Genomic DNA, 20,749 nt, shown 5'->3' with positions numbered 1-20,749 from the left:
TATGAGTAATGTCGGTCAATTAGAACGAAAAACCCAAAATCGAGCGGTTACATTTATTAAAGAGCAGCTAAATTACGACTATTTAGGTGATTGGGAATACCGCGAAGGCAACAGCAACATTGAAACGGCATTACTTACTAAATGGCTTAAAGCCCGTGGAACACCTGAAGCGCTTATTAAGCGTGCATTACGAAAATTAGACGCTGCCGCTGCGCTGGGCGAAGGTAAAAAACTTTATGATGCCAATAAAGAAGTTTATCGCCTGCTGCGTTATGGCGTAAAAGAAAAAGAGGGCACAGGCGAGCTCAACCAAACCGTTTGGCTGATTGACTGGCAAAACCCTGCTGCCAATCATTTTGCCATTGCTGAAGAAGTGACGGTAAAAGGTGAACTTAAAAAGCGCCCCGACATTGTGATTTACGTTAACGGTATTGCCCTTGGCGTGATTGAGCTTAAACGCTCATCGGTATCGGTTGGTGAAGGCATTCGTCAAAATCTCGATAATCAGAAAAAGGACTTTATTCGTAACTTTTTCACCACCATGCAACTGGTGATGGCGGGTAATGATACCCAAGGGATACGCTACGGCACCATTGAAACCTCTGAAAAATATTACTTAGAATGGAAAGAGCCAGATAGCGCACAAGGCTTACCAGCTACGGGTATAACAGCTGATACCTTACTAGATACTCATCTTGCTCAATTATGCGATAAACATCGATTTTTGCAGCTTATACATGATTTTATTGTGTTTGATGCCGGCGTTAAAAAAACCTGCCGGCATAATCAGTTTTTTGGTGTTCAAGCCGCTAAAAAACATGTAACAGCAAAGCAAGATGGTATTATTTGGCATACTCAAGGTTCGGGTAAAAGCCTGACTATGGTGTGGCTAGCTAAGTGGATACGTGAAAATATAACGGACTCGCGAGTATTAATAGTGACGGATAGAACCGAACTAGATGAACAAATTGAGAAGGTATTTTCTGGTGTTGATGAAGAGATATATCGTACCCAAAGTGGTCAAGATTTAGTTGCCACCTTAAACCAACCTAACCCTTGGCTACTTTGCTCATTAGTACACAAATTTGGCCGTAATGGTGAAGCTCCAAACGATGAAGACGATGAAGAAGCAACAAAAGATTATCTTGAAGCACTGACTAAAAACTTACCAAGTGACTTTGCTGCTAAAGGCAACCTATTTGTGTTTGTGGATGAGTGTCATAGAACGCAATCGGGTAAGTTACACGAAGCAATGAAAGCGCTTTTACCTGATGCTATGTTTGTTGGTTTTACTGGTACACCATTAATGAAAAAGGACAAGAAAAAGTCTTTAGAAGTATTTGGCCCATACATTCACACCTATAAGTTTGATGAAGCTGTAAATGACGGTGTAGTACTCGACTTACGGTATGAAGCTAGAGACATCGATCAGCATTTAACTTCAGAGAAAAAAGTAGATCAATGGTTTGAGGCTAAGACTAAAGGGCTTTCAAACCTAGCCAAAATGCAGCTCAAACAAAAATGGGGCACCATGCAAAAGGTGCTTTCGAGTAAATCTCGCTTAGAGCAAATTGTTAGTGACATTTTGATGGATATGGAGATCAAACCTGCACTTATGACCGGCAGAGGTAATGCCATGTTGGTTTGCGCAAGTGTGCACCAAGCCTGCGTTGTTTATGACTTATTTAGTAAAACGGATCTTGCTGGCAAATGCGCTGTTGTGACAAGTTATCAGCCTTCTGCAAGTAGTATTAAAGGTGAAGAATCAGGTGAAGGTTTAACTCAAAAATTATTTAAGTACGACACCTACCGAAAAATGCTGGCGAACTATTTTGAGCTACCCGAACATGAAGCTGCAAAACGCGTAGAAGAGTTTGAAAAAACAGTTAAAAAGCGCTTTATTGATGAACCTGGTCAAATGCGGTTACTTATTGTGGTAGATAAGCTATTGACCGGTTTTGATGCTCCTTCTGCTACCTATTTATATATTGATAAAAAGATGGCTGACCACAATCTGTTTCAAGCAATTTGTCGTGTAAATAGGCTTGACGGTGAAGATAAAGACTATGGTTATATTATCGATTATAAAGATTTATTTCGCTCATTAGATAAAGCGATTAAAGATTTCACCGCTGAAGCTTTTGATGGTTACGATGAAGAAGATGTCGCTGGTTTATTAAAAGATCGCCTCAAAGAATCTAAATCTGATTTAGACAATGCATTAGAAGCTGTTAGAGCTTTATGTGAACCAGTAAAAGCACCAAGAAATACTAAAGACTTTATTCATTACTTTTGTGGTGAATCAGGAGTTGAACCAACAGATGAAAACGAACGCAATGAAAAAGAAGCACTACGTTTAACCCTTTATCAAACCGTTGCCAAACTTATACGTGCGTACGCCAATGTTGCAAATGAGATGGATCAAGCTGGTTATTCACTGACTGAAGCTGAAAAAATAAAAAAAGAAGTCGCTTATTTTGAGAAAGTTCGTGACGAAGTAAAACTAGCCAGTGGCGACTTACTCGAAATGAAACGCTTTGAGCCTGCAATGCGGCATTTGCTCGATATGTATATTCGTGCTGATGACAGCGAAATACTCATGGATTTTGAGGAACTTGGCTTAATAGATTTAGTGGTAAATAATAACGGCGCAGGACTTGATTCATTACCTGAAGGCATTAGAAATAATGAAGAATCGATGGCGGAAGCGATTGAAAATAACGTTAGAAAAACCATTGTTGATGAAAATCCTGTAAACCCTAAGTACTTTGAAAGCATGGCTACATTACTTGACGCTATTATTGCGCAGCGCAGAGAGCAAGCTATAAGCTACCAAGACTACCTAGAACAAATTAAAGCTTTAGCTAAAAAAGTTGTGAACCCGACAGGCAATAATGCCCATAACTACCCTACTTCAGTAGATAGCCCTGCCAAACAGGCTATTTACGATAATTTTGGCAATGATGAAGTACTTACAAGTAAAATTGATACCGCAGTGCGCTACACAAAAAAAGCTGAGTGGCTTGGCGATAGGTTTAAAGAGCGTGAGATTGTTAATGCAATTAGGCAAGAGACAGCAAGTTATGAAGTCGATATCAATGAAGTTATGGAGCTTGTAAAAGCCCAAAAGGAATATCATTAGTGAATAAGGCTAATACTGAGGTAATACAAGTTGGCGGTATTGATATTGAAATTAACCGACGAGACATTAAGAACATCCATTTAAGCGTTTTACCGCCCAATGGCAAAGTTAGATTATCGGTACCTAATAAAACAAGTGAGCAATCCATTCGGCTTGCTATTGTTAACAAACTTGCTTGGATTAAAAAACAACAAGTTGACTTTGCAAAACAAGAACGACAGTCAATCCGTGAAATGGTCAATGGTGAGTGTCATTATCTTTGGGGAAAAAAATACCGGCTAGCAATAAAAAAGCCTGAGGGTAAATTTACCGTTACCGCGAAAGGTAGCGGTCAGTTAGAGTTAAAAGTGAATGAGAATACATCACCCGATAATTGCCTCAAGTTATTAAACCGTTTTTATCGTGATGAAATGCAACGATCAATTGAAAAGTTACTGCCTTCATGGCAAAAAAAGCTTGGCGTAAAAGCAGACTCACTTAATATCAAAAAAATGAAAACCAAATGGGGCAGCTGTAATATTCAAGCAAAGCGGATTTGGCTCAACCTTGAACTTGCTAAAAAGCCACCTGAATGTTTAGAGTATATTTTAGTACATGAGCTAATCCACTTACTTGAACGACACCACAATGAACGCTTTAAAGCATTGATAGATAAACACATGCATAACTGGCGCGAGCGCCGAGACTTACTAAACAGCTTGCCTTTAGCTTACGAGGATTGGCAATACTGATAAACATAAGAGAGTTATTTTGAAGCTTGAAATAACCACATTTCATAAAAACTAAAAACGAGAGACATTGCCTCTCGTTTTAAAATCACGCTCGTTGAATAACAAAAAAACTAAACTAACCCGTCAATCTCACATACTTCTCGGCCAGTTCATCTATACTTTCACGATGATTCGGATCGGGCTTTATACAATCAATGGGGCATACGCTCACGCAGGTCGGCTTGTCGTAGTGGCCTACGCATTCGGTGCACTTTGCAGGGTCGATTTGGTAGATTTTAGCGCCCATATAAATGGCTTCGTTAGGGCACTCTGGATCGCACATGTCGCAGTTAATGCATTTGCTGTTTATTAGTAATGCCATGATTTACCCGTTAAACAGCTTGTTTGAAAGGATTGCGAGTGTCTTGGTTTTCATCCAAGTTGCGCATAAGTATGGCGTGCTCTAAATCGATAGTATCAGGCAGTGGAATTTTTACTATGTGGCCTGAACCTTTAGCATCGGTAATACTTTCGCCTTTTTTGTTTTCCATGCATTCAAGGGTAAAGCTAATATTACCTTTAGGGGTCATCAGCTCTAATGAATGACCCACACAGAATTTGTTTTTAACATCAATCTCAACTAAACCAGTGGCATTTCGCCCTAATACTTCGCCAACAAATTGTTGCTTGGTAGAAACTGAATGGCCGTATTCGTAGTTTTGATAATCTTGATGGGCGTGGCGCTTTAAAAAGCCTTCGGTGTAACCGCGATGGGCTAGGTTTTCTAATGTTTTAAATAAATCAGCGTCGAATGGTTTTCCTGCTGCGGCATCGTCGATTGCTTTACGATAAACCTGTGCTGTACGCGCAACATAATAAAACGATTTAGTACGGCCTTCTATTTTTAAGCTATGCACGCCCATTTTTGTAAGCTGCTCTACGTATTGCACGGCGCGTAAATCCTTTGAGTTCATGATATAAGTGCCGTGCTCGTCTTCAAAAGCGGGCATATATTCACCTGGGCGGCCTTGCTCTTCAAGCATAACAATATCGTTACTTGGTGCGCCGTCGCCAAGAGTAGGAATAATCTGCTGAGGATCAAATTTATGTACCATTTCACCGGTTTCGTTTTCAACACCCGGTTTTACATCGTATTCCCAGCGGCATGCATTGGTACAGGTGCCTTGATTTGGATCGCGTTTATTAATATAACCTGACAACAAACAACGGCCAGAATACGCCATGCATAATGCGCCATGTACAAATACTTCTAGCTCTGTTTCTGGGCAAAGCGTGCGAATTTCACTTATTTCTTCAAGTGATAGCTCGCGGGACAAAATCACCCGTTCAATACCTTGCTTCGCCCAAAACTGTACGCTTGCGTAGTTAACTGCGTTTGCTTGTACTGATAAATGAATAGCCATATCAGGCCATTTTTCACGTACTAGCATGATTAAACCCGGATCTGACATGATCAGCGCATCTGGCCCCATAGCAATTACCGGTTCAATATCGCGTAAATACGATTTCACTTTGGCATTGTGCGGGGCAATGTTTGATACTACATAAAACTTTTTATTCAGCGCATGCGCTTCATCAATGCCTATTTTTAACGTTTCCAGATCAAATTCATTATTACGCACTCGCAAGCTATAACGAGGTTGCCCGGCATACACCGCATCAGCCCCATAAGCAAAGGCATAACGCATGTTTTTTAAACTGCCTGCTGGTGACAATAACTCTGGGATAAATGGTTTAGTTGAAAAAAACTCTGAGGTATTAGTGGCTGACGGCATGTGCGCTCCATACATCGAACCGAGTACAAGTCGGTTGCATGAATAGTTAAGGTAAATAAAGCGCGCAAGTATAAGGATTACGATTAACCGCAACCTTGATCAAGATCATAAAAGACTGTAATCAACTAGCAGGATCCTTCTGCTCGTTAAATCAATTTTTACTCCCGAGCTGGTTTGCAAACTGACTAACAGCATCAACGACTTGTTGCGCACCTTTTTTAATTTTGCTCATTACAATGCCAGACTCGTTGGACAGCTCTAAGCCTTGTTGTGCTTTAACTTTGCCTTGTTCAATAACCGCCACTGTTGATTGCGTTAAACTTTGATTTTGTTGTACCACATCAACAATCTCTTCGGTTGCTTTACTGGTTCTTGAAGCTAATTGGCGAACTTCATCGGCAACTACTGCAAAACCACGGCCTTGATCGCCCGCTCGGGCGGCTTCAATCGCGGCATTAAGCGCTAATAGATTCGTTTGGTCGGCAATGCTACTAATACTTTGTACTATATTTGCTATAACCTGAGACTGCTTATCTAGTGCTGAAATCTCTTTGCCGGCTTGCTCCATTTGAACGGCTAATTCATTCATAACTTGTACTGTTTGTTGTACTACTTGCGCACCTTGATCGGCGATATTGTCGGTCTCTGTTGATGTGCTATGGGCAATACTTGCAGCAGCTGCAATAGCCTGCTCTCTTTCTACCTGTTCGGTGATCACAGTGGCAAATTTAACTATTTTATAAAGCTCATTCGCCTCATTAAAAATAGGATTATAAGACGCTTCTAACCATACAGTATTGCCATATTTATCAATGCGTTTAAAACGACTTGCGATGTATTCGCCCTTGCGTAATCGCTTCCAAAACGCATCATATCCGGCTGAATTGGCTTCATCCGACTCACAAAAAATACGGTGATGTTGACCGACTACTTCTCGCTCAGAATACCCCATACCTTTTAAAAAGTTATCGTTTGCTCTTAATACGATTGCATTGGTGTCAAATTCAATCACAGCTGTAGAGCGGTGCAGTGCTTTAATTAAATCTTGATTTTCACGGGAAGTTTCTATGGTTCGTGTTAACAAAGTGCAGTGCAAAGTAAGATGAATAAACTGCCCATGCTGATCGGTTATTGGGTGTAAAATGCTCCGCAACCAATCGCGTTTTCCACCTTGGCGTGTAAATTGAATTGCCCCAGCCCAATGTTTACAGTCCTTTATCGCTTTTTTAAATGAGTTAAAATCAGGATTTTGTCTGGCATTTTCAGGTATAAAATTAAGTACACTTTGCTCCAATAACTGTCTATCTGAGTAGTTAAATTCGCGTTCAAAATTAGTGTTCTGTCTGATCACATGGCCCTGTTTATCGAGCTCTAGAACAAGCATTTCGCTCTCTAGACTTTGCTTTACCTGCTCGCCAATAGCAAGCATGCCTTCTAATTCGGCAATTTTATTTTTAAAAGATTGGTTAAAAAACATATGTTACCCTAGTTATTTAGTGTGCACGGTATACATTTTTAGCCAGAAAACGTATCTAATAAAATGAAAACGACTAAACAATATAAAAAAAGTGTAGCTTAAAGCTAGTATACTATTGTACGTAATATAACTATTTATAGCTCAAAAAGAGTTAAAATATTTCTTTTTCTGTGATGGATAAGAATTTTTTACCTAAAAAGAAAATGAAAATACCAATTCCACTAAGATAAACTTAAATATAATCAAAATAATGAAAACATTGCTCATCAATTCTTCCGTCACAAAGGCGGGGCATGACTGCTGATTATTCAGCTTTTAGTTGTTTTAAAAAAGTATATCTGGCAGCAACAAAGCGAGCCTAAGTGAATAGTTAAAGTGGTTACTTTTTACATTTTTGTAATCTTTGCCTAGATACTTTTTCGTTAGAACAATATGTCGACCACTTCATTCTACAAACTGTAGATAATCCAGTAAGGTAGATGGGAGCACATGTTAATTAGCTGCAATGGCATTTAAACCTTGCAGCCAATCGTTCTTACAAGCTATCACCAAAGAGTTACTTAGAAAGTAACACCTCAGGTGTTTGTAATAAAAATTGCTTGCCATTATCTAAGCTTATTTCGATATAAAACACATGGCTGCTTTCAAATTCAGGCGCTGTATTGAGCGTAAAATTAAAGTATCTTTGCATCATAACGGGTAGTAACTCTTGCACTTTTGCAACTGTAATAGCTTCTTGGCTGTTCTCAATATTAAATTCAATGACACTAAACACATCATTTAAACTGCTGCCAGATGTTAAATCAGCACTAAAGTCAGCGGACGAATAAATATTAAGCTTGGTTAATTTATTATTAGCCGGAATAACAACAGGCAAAGTTACGCAATTTTCAGCATAAGTTTTGCCTTCATCAAGTTCGTTACCGTCGCTGTAAACATTGGCTCCTGAAGCTTCAAATGATAAGTCAACTTTATCATAAGAAATTAAAGTATTCGCTTGGTACTCACCACCATTAACCGCTAGTTCAATCTTATTTATATCAATTGCAATAGCTGTAGGCGGGCACTCTAATACAGCCTCGTTGTCTGAACCACACGCTGTAATAAAATTGGCTAACAGCACAATCACAAATAACTTTTTCATTATTATTTCCTTTTTAGATATTCAATTTTCTAATTACAACTCAAATGTATGAAACAATTACGACACAGTAATAATTTCCTGCTAATAAAGCCCTATTTCCTATACTCGGTCCACGGTTATTTAAATATCGCACAATTGTCATCAAGCTAGTTTTTAATAAAACTAGGCATTGCCTACTAAAACGCGTATAATTCGCGCCCGTTAATATTCACACTTTTACTTAAAAATTATTGGAGCATAAAGATGGCTTTAGAGCGTACTTTCTCAATCGTAAAACCTGATGCAGTTGCTAAAAACCACATCGGCGCTATCTACAACCGTTTCGAAACTGCTGGCCTTAAAATCGTTGCAGCTAAAATGGTTCACCTTTCACAAGAGAAAGCGGAAGGTTTCTACGCAGAACACAGCGAGCGTCCTTTCTTTGGTGCTTTAGTATCTTTCATGACATCTGGTCCAGTAATGGTTACAGTTCTTGAAGGCGAAAACGCTGTTCTTAAAAACCGCGAAATCATGGGTGCTACTAACCCTGCTGAAGCACTAGCTGGTACTTTACGTGCTGACTACGCTGATAGCATCGACGAAAATGCTGTTCACGGTTCAGACGCTGTTGAATCTGCTGCTCGCGAAATCGCGTACTTCTTCGCAGACGAAGAGCTTTGCCCACGTACTCGTTAATTCGAACGCGCTAAGCAAAAGTAAAAAGGGCTTTCGAGCCCTTTTTTAGTCATTAGTTAAAGTATTAATTATCTAATTTATGATGTTTTACTTAATGATTAAAGTGAGTGGATTGTGTACAATTCGCCTTTGTAAATTTTTATCACCACCGTCACTGATTAAGGTTGTTTCATGACCACTGAGCAAAAAAAGATTAACTTATTAGATTTAAACCGAGATGCAATGCGCGAGTTATTTGTATCGTTCGGTGAAAAGCCATTCCGTGGCGATCAGGTGATGAAATGGATTTATCATTTTGGCGTTGATAACTTTGACGAAATGAGCAACGTTAACAAAAAGCTGAAAGAAAAACTAAAAGCAGAATGTGAAATTGTCGCGCCTGAAATCACCGTACGCCAACAAGCCAGTGACGGTACAATCAAGTACGCGCTGATACTTGAAGGCGGCCAAGAAGTTGAAGCCGTGTGGATCCCAGAAAAAGAACGTGCCACCTTGTGTGTATCATCGCAAGTTGGTTGTGCGCTTGAATGTACATTTTGCTCAACAGCGCAGCAAGGGTTTAACCGTAACTTAAAAGTATCTGAAATTATCGGCCAAGTTTGGCGTGTGGCCAAAGACATAGGCCTTGATGGCAACAGTGAAAAGCGTCCGGTCACCAACGTCGTTATGATGGGCATGGGCGAGCCATTGCTTAATCTTAAAAACGTAGTTCCGGCAATGGAATTAATGATGGACGATTGGGGTTTTGGTTTATCTAAACGCCGCGTTACTTTAAGTACCTCTGGTGTGGTGCCTGCACTTGATTTATTGAAAGAAAAAATCGACGTTGCATTGGCTATTTCTCTACACGCACCTGATAACGCATTACGTGATATTTTAGTGCCAATCAATAAAAAATACCCAATTGAAGAGTTTTTAGCGGCGTGTCGTCGTTACATTGATGGCTCTAAAGCCAATAAAGATGTGACCATTGAGTATGTGATGCTAAATGGTATTAACGACAGCACAGATCAAGCCCATGAATTAGTTAAAACACTCAAAGGCACACCATCTAAAGTGAACCTTATCCCGTTTAACCCATTCACGGGTAACGAATATACACGCTCTAGCAACAGCCGTATTGACCGCTTTTCAAAAGTGCTACAAGCAGCAGGTATTACCTGTATTGTTCGTCGTACTCGCGGTGATGATATTGATGCAGCCTGCGGCCAGTTAGTTGGTGATGTAGTTGACCGTACAAAACGTTTAGCGAAAAAGAAAATGCGCGACGATAATGCGATTGCGGTTAATATCCACCAAGCATAATCTGTTGTCGTGAATCAAAAGCCCTTAGCGCTGCTTTATTTTTAAATAAATGATGCAAGATAAGGGCTTTTCGGTAATATAGGTGCATGGACAATAATAAAGAGAAGAAGTAATGCGATCTTTACTTGCTTTAACTATCAGTGCACTCGCTTTAACTGGGTGTGTAACTGAAAATAGTTATGATGGCAATGACAAACCAGTCGTTGAAAATAAAATCAATAATACCGGCGCAGCACGTACCCGAATAGCCTTAGCATTAGAATATTTAAGCACTGGTAATAGCTCGCAAGCAAAGTATAACCTCGAACGCGCCGCGTCTTTCTCTCCTGATCTTCCTGAAGTCCATTATTCATTTGCTTATTATTACCAACAAGTCGGCGAAAACGTACAAGCCGATAAAGCCTATCAAAAAGCAATAAAAATTGATCCCAATGATCCTAATACCCGAAATAACTACGGGGTATTTTTATGCGGTATTGACGAGTACGACCGCGCCACAGAACAACTACTCAAAGCCATTGCCATCCCAAGTTATATACGAGTAGCAGAAAGTTATGAAAATTTAGCTCTGTGCGCCATTGAGTTTGATGATTTTGATAACGCTGAAAAATATTTCAAATCGGCCATTAATCACAGTTCAATGCGTGCCTCATCACTGATCAGTTTAGCCGCTTTGTATTACGCTAAAAGTGATTTACATAGAGCAAAAGAAATACTCGAACGTTATGAGAATAGTGGTCAAGTATCGTCTCGCTCATTGCTATTAAGCTATTTAGTTGAGCAGCGCATGGGCCACATTGAAAAAGCCGAAACCACTGCGGCTATGATATTGCAAACCTACCCAACCTCAAGTGAAGCGGGGATCATTCGCGAGCAAAAAATCAAACGTAGTGAGTTTGAAATACTGCGCTCGCAATACCGCCAAGCAAAATTAGATGAGCTACAAGCAAATAGCCCTGCGGGAGAGGTGATCTCGGCACCCAAAATACGCATTGTAAAAAAGAAAAAAGCGCCAGCAACTAGTACGTCGGCGCAAAGTATCACAACGCCAACAATGGCCGTTAAAAATAACAATGCAAGCAGCAATGAATTAACTGCCGCGTTGCTAACCTCACCGGTTGCGCCAACGCAAAGCACCGCATCACAAAGTAGCCAGCAAAGCCAAGCAACAGTATCAACAGCTGTCGATACGAGTGGTATTTTGGCGGCTTTAAGTACCACAGCAATAACAACGCCAGTGCAAACAAACGTTGATACTACCGCTGTACAGATCAGAGCTCCAGCAAACAATAATGATCCTGCCGCAGTAATGTCTGCTCTGGTGGTCGCACAAACACCAAACAATCCAGCTGTAACTTCAACTCAAGCGACGGACATTGCATCATTAGCCTCTGAGGAGGCAGTTGCTAAAGCATTAGCAATACCAACTGTGCATTTAGCAACAGCGCCCACAGCGACTGCCGCAACGCCTCCCCAAACGCTTGCTCGCAGCAACAAAGCACAAGATGGTGTAAAAATTGTTTCTTTTGGTGCGCCCACTGATAGCCAAGCCGTTGCAAATAACAGCCAGGCTTCAACCCCAAGCCAAGCACAATTTAGTGATCAATTAACGGATGAAGAAAAGGTGGTTTTTTACCAGCCAAAACGCAACGCCGCCGTCTTCGCAGAGTCAGGATATAGCTTTACACCTGAAATCCGTTTTCAAGATCCGCAACAAAATACTCACGCACCGTTGCTAAATTCGCGGATCCCACAATTAACGACGCCTTACCATGTTTTGCAAGATGGTGAAAACCTATTTAGCATTTCAGTACGATACAATGTTAAACTACAGAAATTACTCCAATGGAATGGTCTGAAAGAATCTGATCGGGTGGTCAATGGGACGAAAATTTATCTCAACGATCCCAACATTTATTACGAAATTAACGTCGGTGATACTTTGTATAGTATTGCCACCAAGCGTCGCTTGTTAATTGATCAGTTAATGCGATGGAATAAATTAAGCCCGGATGTTGCACTTAAACCTGGGCATAGACTGTTACTAGTGGACCCTGAATCATACTCATTATGAATGATGAAAATACGGAATCAACAACGCTCACTCTTGGCCAAACTTTAAAAAGTAGCCGCGAGCAAGCGAATGTCAGCTTAGAAGAGTTGGCAAAAAATTTAAAATTATCGGTGTTGCAATTACAACGTCTTGAGAATGACGAACACCAATTAATCGGCCCTGCTACCTTTGTTAAAGGTTATGCAAAAAGTTATTGTCGCGCCTTTAATTTAGATACTGCGGCCGTTTTAGCGCTGTTCCCTGAACCTCAGGAAACCGTTAAAAAAACCAACATGCAAAGCTTTTCTAGACGAACAGAAAAAGAAGCCCATGATAGTCGGTTGATGCTGGTGAGTTACGTTATTCTGGCAATTGTTATTGGTTCATCCGCATTATGGTGGTGGCAAAATTCAACCCCTCTTGACGAACAAGTTGTAACGCAATCTTTAAATAGCTTTGCCGAAGAGACAGTTGCAGTCGCACAAGCAGAGCCTGACGTGGCGTCAATCAGCCAGCTAGAACAAGCTGGCCCTGATGAATCGATTGATGACCCCACTGCGGCGCAAATTATGGAGCAACAAGCCGATACCACCGAACTAGACGTTGTCCCGAGCGAAGCGTCAAGCGAGCCACAAAATGATGGCCTTGGCACCATAGTTATGCATTTCAATGAAGAAAGTTGGGTTGAAATTCATGACGGCAAAGGTGATAAAGTGGCATTTGGTGTTAAAAAAACGGGTTATGATATGACTGTATCAGGTCATCTGCCTTTTTCTATCGTGCTTGGTAAGCATCAAGCTGTTGATATCACTCTTGACGGTGAAAAGATTGATATTTCCAGTTTCCCAAAAAATCGTTTAGCTAAATTTAATTTACCGTTAACAGAGTAGTCACTATGTTTTCAGAATCTCCTATTAAACGCAGAAAATCTACCCGCATCAATGTGGGTAACGTACCGATCGGTGATGGCGCCCCTATTGCAGTGCAATCAATGACCAACACCGATACCATGGATGTTGATGCAACTGTTGCACAAATTCAAGCTATTCAAGATGCCGGCGCCGATATAGTGCGTGTTTCCGTGCCGACTATGGACGCCGCCGAAGCATTTAGAAGCATAAAAGAACAAGTCACCATTCCACTGGTTGCAGATATTCACTTTGATTATCGTATTGCTTTGCAAGTAGCAAAGTATGGTGTTGATTGTTTACGTATTAATCCTGGCAACATTGGCAGTGAAGAGCGTATTCGCGCGGTAGTCGATGCTGCCCGTGAGCACAACATTCCAATTCGTATTGGTGTTAATGGCGGCTCATTAGAGCGTGATTTACAAGAAAAGTACGGCGAACCAACGCCCGAAGCGTTACTTGAATCAGCTATGCGCCATGTGAATATTTTGCGCCGTTTAGATTTTGATCAATTTAAAATATCAGTAAAAGCTTCTGATGTGTTTTTAGCTGTAGGAGCATATCGCTTACTTGCTAAAGAAATCGACCAACCTCTGCACTTAGGGATCACAGAAGCAGGCGGTATGCGTTCAGGCTCAGTGAAATCAGCTGTAGGCTTAGGTATGTTACTTGCCGAAGGTATCGGCGATACGCTGCGAGTATCGTTGGCGGCTGATCCAGTGCAAGAGATCAAAGTCGGTTTTGATATTTTAAAATCACTGCGCATTCGCTCTCGCGGGATTAACTTTATTGCCTGTCCGAGCTGTTCACGTCAAGAGTTTGATGTGGTTAGTACCATGAACCAACTTGAAGAGCGTTTGGAAGATATCATCGAACCGGTATCAGTATCGGTTATTGGTTGTGTGGTCAATGGCCCTGGCGAAGCGTTAGTGAGTGATATTGGTTTAGCTGGTGCAAATCGCCGCTCGGGCCTTTATATTAATGGCGAACGTCAAAAAGCCCGAATTGATAACAACAATATTGTTGATCAACTCGAAGGCTATGTACGCGACTTTATCGCACAAAAAGAAAAACAGACCCCTATCGACATTAAAATCGTCGAATAAATACAATATAGTCGGCAAACAAAGCCGTTTGCCGTTTACCTTTATAGCTAGAACGCTATAATGACGGGTCAATTTTTAGCATTCTTGTTGTGTAGTCATCTTTTATTACGCAAAAAACAGTTTTTAGGATTTAGCAGTGGCAAAACAAATTCAGGCAATACGTGGAATGAACGATTGTCTGCCGGGCGATACCCAAGTTTGGCAGAAAGTAGAAAACATCTTACGCGAGACAGTAGCATCGTTCGGTTATCAAGAAATTCGTTTTCCAATTGTAGAATCAACCGATCTTTTTAAACGCTCAATTGGTGAAGTCACCGATATCGTTGAAAAAGAAATGTACACCTTTGCCGACAATAATGGCGACAGCTTAACACTTCGTCCTGAAGGTACAGCTGTATGTGTACGTGCTGGTAATCAAAACGGCTTACTGTACAACCAAGAGCAACGCCTTTGGTATATGGGCCCAATGTTTCGTCATGAACGTCCGCAAAAAGGTCGCTATCGTCAGTTTCACCAATTTGGTTTAGAAACCTTTGGTATTGCCAGCGCTGATATTGACGCTGAAGTGATTTTACTGACGGCACAATTATGGCAACAATTTGGCATCAGCGAACATGTTCGTTTAGAGCTTAATTCTTTAGGTTCAAACGAAGCTCGTGCGCAATACCGTGATGCACTTGTGGCATATCTTGAGCAACATATTGATGCACTAGACGAAGACTCAAAACGTCGTATGTACAGCAACCCACTGCGCGTGCTAGATAGCAAAAACCCTGATGTACAAGCGGTTTTAGTTGATGCACCAAAACTGTCTGAACACTTAGATGCTGAATCAAAAGAACATTTTGAAAATTTATGTGAACGTTTAGACGCCGCAGGCGTCATATACACGGTTAATGAAAAGTTAGTCCGTGGCCTTGATTACTATAACCGCACTGTTTTTGAGTGGGTTACAGATAGCCTCGGCTCACAAGGTACTGTATGTGCAGGTGGCCGTTATGATGGCTTAGTTGAGCAATTAGGTGGCAAAGCAACGCCAGCTGTGGGCTTTGCTATGGGTCTGGAACGTTTAGTGTTAATGTTACAAGCATTGGAATGTGTTGGTGACATTCGTCGCAACGCTGATGTATATTTGGCAGCGATGGGCGACAAAGCCAGCATTCAAGCCCCTATTATCGCAGCTAAATTACGTGCTGAAGTACCTGGATTACGTATCATGGTCCATGCCGGTGGCGGTAACTTTAAGAAACAACTTAAACGCGCAGATAAAAGCGATGCACTCGTTGCACTGATTATCGGCGAAGATGAATTAGAACAAGGCGTAGTGACAGTTAAGTATTTACGTGAGCGTAAAGAACAGGTCACCTTAGAATTAGAACAAATTAAAACGCTTTTAGCTGAGCTAATAAACAGCTAAAAAAGACGAGGTAGTAATGGATATTTATTCAACAGAAGAACAACAAGCTGAAGCGATCAAACGTTTTTTTCGTGAAAATGGTGTATCACTGGCGCTAGGTGTAGTGCTTGGTTTAGGTGGCCTGTATGGCTGGAAAGCATATAACCAAAATCAAATTACAACTGCTGAAAGTGCCTCTGATGCATATACTCAGCTGGTTGAAGGTGGTGAAGTATTAGGTTCGGCAGATACATTTATCGCAGAGCACAAAGATACTAACTACAGCGCACTTGCAGCCTTTGTTGCTGCTAAAGAAGCCGTAGAAAAAGGTCAACTTGATGTAGCCAGTGAAAAGCTCAGCTGGATAATGAATAATGTTACCAATGCAGATTTAAAAGCAACGGCGACCACCCGTTTAGCTCGCGTGCAAATAGCACAGCAGCAATACGACCAAGCTTTAACAACGCTTAACGCTAAACTTGCAGATTCATTCACTGCAACAGTCGCTGAGCTTAAAGGTGATATATACACAGCTCAAGGCGATGCAAATCAAGCTCGCACCGCTTATCAGACTGCTGCAGATGCGGGCGGTCTGGAGAATAACCCATTATTGCAAATCAAACTTGATGACTTAGCAGTAACTAGCCCAACGGCGTAAGGGGTTACCATGAAAAAATTAACAGCGGCAACCATAGCGCTATGTATGGCAACCTTAGTCGGTTGTTCATCAAGCGATGACGAAGACGAACTGGTATTGCCTGAAATCGTTAATCAGTTTGAAACCAAAGTAATTTGGCAAGAAAGCATTGGTGACGGTGTTGAACATTACTTTTCTCGGCTAACACCGGCGGTATATAAAGACCGTGTTTTTGTAGCAAGCCGCGCTGGTAAAGTCGAAGCGCTATCGCTTGAAAACGGTAATACTCTTTGGGAGACTGATGTTCGCGAAAATTTGACCTTTTGGCCATGGCAAAGCGACATTAGTGCAAAATTATCCGGTGGTATTTTACAAGCTTATGGTAAAATTTTTATCGGTTCTGAGCATGGTTATTTAGTTGCCCTTGACCGTGAAACGGGTGATGTTGTTTGGCGCAAAAAAGTTCCCGGTGAAGTGTTATCAAAACCAGCTGCCGGTGATGGCCTTATATATGTTAACCTAGGCTCAGGTAAATTATTAGCCCTTCACCCAGATACCGGTGAAGAGCGTTGGAGCCATGAGCAAGAAGTACCCGCATTAACACTACGCGGACAAAGCTCTCCGACCGTTGCTAACGGCGGTGTATTAGTTGGCCTTGAAACAGGCAAGTTAAGTGTACTTATCTCTGACAGTGGTTACTCTGCGTGGAGTGCTGAAATTGCTACGGCAAAAGGCGCATCAGAATTCGAACGTTTAGTCGATGTTGATACACAACCTCTGATCAGTGGTCCTTATGCGTATGCTATTGCCTATAATGGTAACTTAGCAGCTGTAGATATTCGCTCTGGTAATGTTGTCTGGAAACGCGAATACAGCAGTTACCGTGAAATTGCCATGGATACCCAAACTATTTACGTAGTAGATAGTAATGGTGTTGTTTATGGATTAGATAAAACCTCTGGCATTGAACGCTGGAGTCAGCCAGCCCTTCGTGGTTGGTACTTAACAGGGCCTGCGGTAGCAGGAAATTACTTAGCCATGGGTGACCAAGAAGGTAATCTACATTGGCTGAATAAAGAATCAGGCGAACTTGTATCGCGTGAAGACTTCGACAGTTCAGGCTTTTTTATTGAGCCAATTGTTGCTGACGACAAACTGATTTTATACACCCGAGATGGTGAAGTTAGTGCGGTAAAAATACCGGACTAATTTGCTAAATAACTATAAGTTATTAATAGTTAATTTATTTTTTTAAGGCTTCGCTATGCGAAGCCTTTTTGTTGTTTTTTTAAGAGGTAGTTTATGCTTCCCGTGATCGCTCTAGTTGGGCGACCCAATGTGGGCAAATCCACATTATTTAACCGTTTAACACGTACGCGTGATGCACTCGTTGCCGATTTTCCAGGCTTAACGCGAGATCGAAAATATGGCCAAGCTAATTACGATGGCTATGAATTTATCGTGGTAGACACGGGCGGTATTGATGGCTCTGAAGAAGGCATCGAGATCGAAATGGCTGATCAATCGCTACTGGCGATTGAAGAAGCCGACATCGTATTATTCTTAGTTGATGCACGCGTAGGTATGACAGTAGCTGATCAAGCTATTGCCAACCATTTACGTAAACAAGAAAAGAAAAGCTTTGTTGTTGCCAATAAAACTGATGGTATTGATGCTGACTCAAATTGTGCTGAGTTTTACCAATTGTCATTGGGTGAAGTACATCATATTGCAGCCGCTCATGGCCGTGGTATTACCTTGTTACTTGAACACACCTTACAGCCTTTGCTTGCAGAGCTGAGTGCCCAAAATGATGATGGTAAAGGCGATGACGACGAGTTAATCGATTTATATTCTGAAGATGATGAAGATTCTACAGCGCATGAAGCATTTGCAGATAAGCCAGTAAAACTTGCTATTATCGGTCGTCCTAACGTAGGTAAGTCAACACTGACTAACCGTATATTAGGTGAAGAACGCGTTATTGTTTATGATATGCCGGGCACAACCCGCGATTCTATTTATATTCCAATGACTCGTAACGAAAAAGAATACGTGCTGATCGACACCGCTGGTGTACGTAAACGCAAAAAAGTCAGTGATGTGGTTGAGAAGTTCTCAGTGATCAAAACCCTCCAAGCAATCGAAGATTGTAACGTGGTGCTATTGGTTGTAGATGCCCGCGCTGGCATTTCGGATCAAGATTTAAGCTTACTTGGTTTTGCCTTAAATTCTGGCCGCTCACTGGTTATTGCTGTGAATAAATGGGATGGCCTTGATGATTACGTGAAAGATCGTATTAAATCGGAACTTGACCGTCGCTTAGGCTTTATTGACTTTGCACGCTTACACTTTATCTCAGCTTTACATGGTACAGGTGTTGGTCATTTGTTTGAGTCAATTGACGAAGCTTATGAATCAGCAACTAAGCGTATTAGCACTGCTATGCTGCGCCGTATTATGGATATGGCACAAGCTGATCACCAGCCGCCACTGGTTCGTGGCCGTCGTGTTAAGCTAAAATACGCGCATGCGGGGGTTATAACCCACCACGTATCGTGATTCACGGTAACCAAGTACATGATTTACCAGATAGCTATAAACGCTACCTAATGAACTACTACCGTAAAGCATTAAAAATTATGGGCACCCCTATCAAAATCGAATTTAGAGAAGGTGATAACCCATTTGCAGGACGTACTAATAAAGTGACTCTTTCGCAAAAACGTAAGATCCGCGCATTTAGTAAAGAAAACCGCAATAAATGATATAGCTGTAAGCTGTAAGCTGTAAGCTGTAAGCTGTAAGCTGTAAGCTGTAAGCTGTAAGCTGTAAGCTGTAAGCTGTAAGCTGTAAGCTGTAAGCTGTAAGCTGTAAGCTGTAAGCTGTAAGCTGTAAGCTGTAAGCTGTAAGCTGTAAGCTGTAAGCTGTAAGCTGTAAGCTGTAAGCTGTAAGCTGTAAGCTGTAAAAATTAAACCTTGTTGGGCACGCCCTTACAAGGTTTTTTGTTTAGCTTTCAGATAAAAATGAAAAATGAGGTCCATTTGCAGGATGGGCTGTGATTGAGTGCAAGAATGCCTCTAACGCCATTTTTTCATCTTGTGTTAGCGCCAAAGGCTTTAATAAAGTTGATGTTTCTGGCGAAAACACATCATTTTCATCTTTTAATATTCTGACCCCACCAGCATTATAAATATTTATTACACCTGCCATGCTGATAAATAAACCATTGTGCATCCAAGGCTTTGTATTCATCACTCCACGTAAACTCGGTGTTTTAAATTTGCCAACATCAGCGGGGTTTCCAGTATAGTTAAATAAACCTAAATCTTCATATTCCCTTTTATAGTATGTCAGGCCTATATTATGAAATTTATTATCCGAAAACAAAGAGCCTGAGTGACAGTTTATACATCTCGCTTTGGTTCTAAACAAATGCATCCCCCACAAAGCTTGATCTGTTAACTTTTGCGATAAAACACGCTTACGTTTAGGGTCTGATTGTTTTGCTGCAAGCAAGAAAAAATCAAAATCAGATTTTCGTGAACGAATAGTGCGCTGAAATGTCGCTAATGCTTTAGCAACATCTTCAGCAGAAATGTATTCCTTAGCAAAAGCTTGTTTAAACTTCTGTTTATATTGATAAGTGCTATTTAATTTCAATTCCAACTCATAAATAGTCAAACTCATCTCATTACCAGCTTGAATAGGGATTAACGCTTGTTGTTCCAACGACCTAGCCCTACCATCCCAAAACAAGCTTTGCCATAAAGCAGCATTCTCAATACTAGGTGCATTTCGCTGACCTACTTGACGATCATGACCAAACGAAACTCTCCTTCCATCTGCCCAACCTAAATCAGGGTCATGACAACTTGCACATGCTATTTGTCCAGATCGAGATAAAATAGGATCAAAGAATAGAGCTTCACCTAATCTCATTTTGGCTATGGTAAAGGGGTTTTCAACTGGAAATATCACCTCAGTTAATGCACCTATTTCACTATGTTCCACTCCCTCTTCAAGCCAAGGCTCAGGCCAGTTTTCTGAGGTTTGTTCATACTGTGCACGTAATTGTAAAAAGTTAATAGGTTCAGCATGTAAATTAAAAACCAAACCTACAATAAAAACTATAAATAGTTGCCGTGCTTTTGTCATTTGTTACTTTCAACAATTGAAAAAACACGCTCATCAGTTGCAACTAGTCGTTTTGCGCTTACTAATTGATGACTTTTAAGGTCAATACAGAGGTCTTTTTCTTCTTGGCGCGCCACTTGTAATTCGGTAGCACCTTCAAAAAATTCTTCAAATTTAATTGCGTGTGTATCAGCACTTGCGTCATAACATAGTTGCGTTGTTATAAGCGCTAAAGCATAAATGGTTGTCATAATTGTATCCTC

The 20,749-nt window shown here is 41.0% G+C and carries 16 protein-coding genes and 1 pseudogene; 11 read left to right on the top strand and 6 right to left on the bottom strand.

Annotated features, from left to right (window positions below):
* Position 1 precedes the first annotated feature (1 nt).
* Positions 2–3,142, top strand: coding sequence for a type I restriction endonuclease subunit R (locus P4S61_RS18945; protein WP_337118962.1), 3,141 nt, complete (start codon positions 2–4; stop codon positions 3,140–3,142).
* Positions 3,142–3,873: a M48 family metallopeptidase gene (locus P4S61_RS18940; RefSeq protein WP_337118961.1), complete on the top strand. Its 732-nt coding sequence runs from the start codon at positions 3,142–3,144 to the stop codon at positions 3,871–3,873. Before P4S61_RS18945 ends, P4S61_RS18940 begins: the two co-directional genes overlap by 1 nt.
* A 115-nt stretch (positions 3,874–3,988) precedes the next feature.
* On the opposite strand, the gene P4S61_RS18935 is transcribed toward P4S61_RS18940, so the two are convergent.
* From P4S61_RS18935 to P4S61_RS18920, 4 genes are all read right to left on the bottom strand, one after another.
* Positions 3,989–4,234: a YfhL family 4Fe-4S dicluster ferredoxin gene (locus P4S61_RS18935; protein WP_082355570.1), complete on the bottom strand. Its 246-nt coding sequence runs from the start codon at positions 4,232–4,234 to the stop codon at positions 3,989–3,991.
* Between the two features lie 10 nt (positions 4,235–4,244).
* Positions 4,245–5,648: a prephenate-dependent tRNA uridine(34) hydroxylase TrhP gene (trhP, locus tag P4S61_RS18930; RefSeq protein WP_182732105.1), complete on the bottom strand. Its 1,404-nt coding sequence runs from the start codon at positions 5,646–5,648 to the stop codon at positions 4,245–4,247.
* Between the two features lie 151 nt (positions 5,649–5,799).
* The gene (locus P4S61_RS18925; protein WP_182819795.1) at positions 5,800–7,125 is read right to left on the bottom strand and encodes a methyl-accepting chemotaxis protein; all 1,326 of its coding nucleotides are present in this window, start codon (positions 7,123–7,125) and stop codon (positions 5,800–5,802) included.
* A gap of 556 nt (positions 7,126–7,681) precedes the next feature.
* Positions 7,682–8,269 (bottom strand): hypothetical protein, encoded by a 588-nt coding sequence (locus tag P4S61_RS18920; RefSeq protein ID WP_145239686.1) that lies wholly within the window; start codon positions 8,267–8,269, stop codon positions 7,682–7,684.
* 243 nt (positions 8,270–8,512) lie between these two features.
* On the opposite strand from P4S61_RS18920, the gene ndk reads away from it, so the two are divergent.
* From ndk to der, 9 genes and pseudogenes are all read left to right on the top strand, one after another.
* Positions 8,513–8,944 (top strand): nucleoside-diphosphate kinase, encoded by a 432-nt coding sequence (gene ndk, locus P4S61_RS18915; RefSeq protein ID WP_008111339.1) that lies wholly within the window; start codon positions 8,513–8,515, stop codon positions 8,942–8,944.
* Between the two features lie 171 nt (positions 8,945–9,115).
* Positions 9,116–10,249: a bifunctional tRNA (adenosine(37)-C2)-methyltransferase TrmG/ribosomal RNA large subunit methyltransferase RlmN gene (locus P4S61_RS18910; protein WP_337118960.1), complete on the top strand. Its 1,134-nt coding sequence runs from the start codon at positions 9,116–9,118 to the stop codon at positions 10,247–10,249.
* Positions 10,250–10,361: 112 nt separating this feature from the next.
* Positions 10,362–12,323 carry a type IV pilus biogenesis/stability protein PilW gene (gene pilW, locus P4S61_RS18905; RefSeq protein WP_337118959.1) on the top strand — a complete coding sequence of 654 codons (1,962 nt, stop codon included), beginning with the start codon at positions 10,362–10,364 and terminating at the stop codon, positions 12,321–12,323.
* Entirely contained in the window at positions 12,320–13,192 is an 873-nt protein-coding gene (locus P4S61_RS18900) for a RodZ domain-containing protein (protein ID WP_337118958.1), read from the top strand. The genes pilW and P4S61_RS18900 overlap by 4 nt, the downstream gene beginning before the upstream one ends.
* 5 nt (positions 13,193–13,197) lie before the next feature.
* Complete coding sequence (gene ispG, locus P4S61_RS18895; RefSeq protein WP_145239699.1) at positions 13,198–14,316, top strand: flavodoxin-dependent (E)-4-hydroxy-3-methylbut-2-enyl-diphosphate synthase; 1,119 nt, start codon at positions 13,198–13,200, stop codon at positions 14,314–14,316.
* 136 nt (positions 14,317–14,452) lie between these two features.
* On the top strand, positions 14,453–15,733 hold the full coding sequence (gene hisS / locus P4S61_RS18890) for a histidine--tRNA ligase (RefSeq protein WP_145239702.1): 1,281 nt from the start codon (positions 14,453–14,455) through the stop codon (positions 15,731–15,733).
* Positions 15,734–15,749: 16 nt separating this feature from the next.
* Positions 15,750–16,370, top strand: coding sequence for a YfgM family protein (locus tag P4S61_RS18885; protein WP_145239705.1), 621 nt, complete (start codon positions 15,750–15,752; stop codon positions 16,368–16,370).
* 9 nt (positions 16,371–16,379) lie between these two features.
* Positions 16,380–17,558, top strand: a complete 1,179-nt coding sequence (gene bamB, locus P4S61_RS18880; RefSeq protein ID WP_182757529.1) for an outer membrane protein assembly factor BamB — start codon at positions 16,380–16,382, stop codon at positions 17,556–17,558.
* 93 nt (positions 17,559–17,651) lie between these two features.
* Positions 17,652–19,117, top strand: a pseudogene (gene der / locus P4S61_RS18875) (ribosome biogenesis GTPase Der).
* Positions 19,118–19,358: 241 nt separating this feature from the next.
* Here der and P4S61_RS18870 read toward each other — a convergent pair.
* Positions 19,359–20,465 carry a cytochrome-c peroxidase gene (locus P4S61_RS18870; RefSeq protein ID WP_259401978.1) on the bottom strand — a complete coding sequence of 369 codons (1,107 nt, stop codon included), beginning with the start codon at positions 20,463–20,465 and terminating at the stop codon, positions 19,359–19,361.
* Positions 20,466–20,503: 38 nt separating this feature from the next.
* A complete protein-coding gene (locus P4S61_RS18865) occupies positions 20,504–20,737 on the bottom strand; it encodes a hypothetical protein (RefSeq protein ID WP_145239716.1) in 234 nt (77 codons plus the stop codon).
* Positions 20,738–20,749: the final 12 nt, after the last annotated feature.

It is taken from the genome of Pseudoalteromonas sp. B160, assembly GCF_037162485.1.
In the GTDB taxonomy this organism is placed as follows: Bacteria; Pseudomonadota; Gammaproteobacteria; order Enterobacterales; family Alteromonadaceae; genus Pseudoalteromonas; species Pseudoalteromonas rhizosphaerae.
Note: the sequence above shows the minus strand (reverse complement) of the source record. Positions and strands in the feature narration are given on the sequence as shown.

Coding starts and splice junctions, on each gene's coding strand:
- trhP (WP_182732105.1), bottom strand. CDS start 5,648: ATGCCGTCAGCCACTAATACCTCAGAGTTTTTTTCAACTAAACCATTT.
- P4S61_RS18920 (WP_145239686.1), bottom strand. CDS start 8,269: ATGAAAAAGTTATTTGTGATTGTGCTGTTAGCCAATTTTATTACAGCG.
- P4S61_RS18910 (WP_337118960.1), top strand. CDS start 9,116: ATGACCACTGAGCAAAAAAAGATTAACTTATTAGATTTAAACCGAGAT.
- P4S61_RS18945 (WP_337118962.1), top strand. CDS start 2: ATGAGTAATGTCGGTCAATTAGAACGAAAAACCCAAAATCGAGCGGTT.
- P4S61_RS18885 (WP_145239705.1), top strand. CDS start 15,750: ATGGATATTTATTCAACAGAAGAACAACAAGCTGAAGCGATCAAACGT.
- ispG (WP_145239699.1), top strand. CDS start 13,198: ATGTTTTCAGAATCTCCTATTAAACGCAGAAAATCTACCCGCATCAAT.
- P4S61_RS18925 (WP_182819795.1), bottom strand. CDS start 7,125: ATGTTTTTTAACCAATCTTTTAAAAATAAAATTGCCGAATTAGAAGGC.
- bamB (WP_182757529.1), top strand. CDS start 16,380: ATGAAAAAATTAACAGCGGCAACCATAGCGCTATGTATGGCAACCTTA.
- pilW (WP_337118959.1), top strand. CDS start 10,362: ATGCGATCTTTACTTGCTTTAACTATCAGTGCACTCGCTTTAACTGGG.
- P4S61_RS18900 (WP_337118958.1), top strand. CDS start 12,320: ATGAATGATGAAAATACGGAATCAACAACGCTCACTCTTGGCCAAACT.
- P4S61_RS18935 (WP_082355570.1), bottom strand. CDS start 4,234: ATGGCATTACTAATAAACAGCAAATGCATTAACTGCGACATGTGCGAT.
- P4S61_RS18865 (WP_145239716.1), bottom strand. CDS start 20,737: ATGACAACCATTTATGCTTTAGCGCTTATAACAACGCAACTATGTTAT.
- ndk (WP_008111339.1), top strand. CDS start 8,513: ATGGCTTTAGAGCGTACTTTCTCAATCGTAAAACCTGATGCAGTTGCT.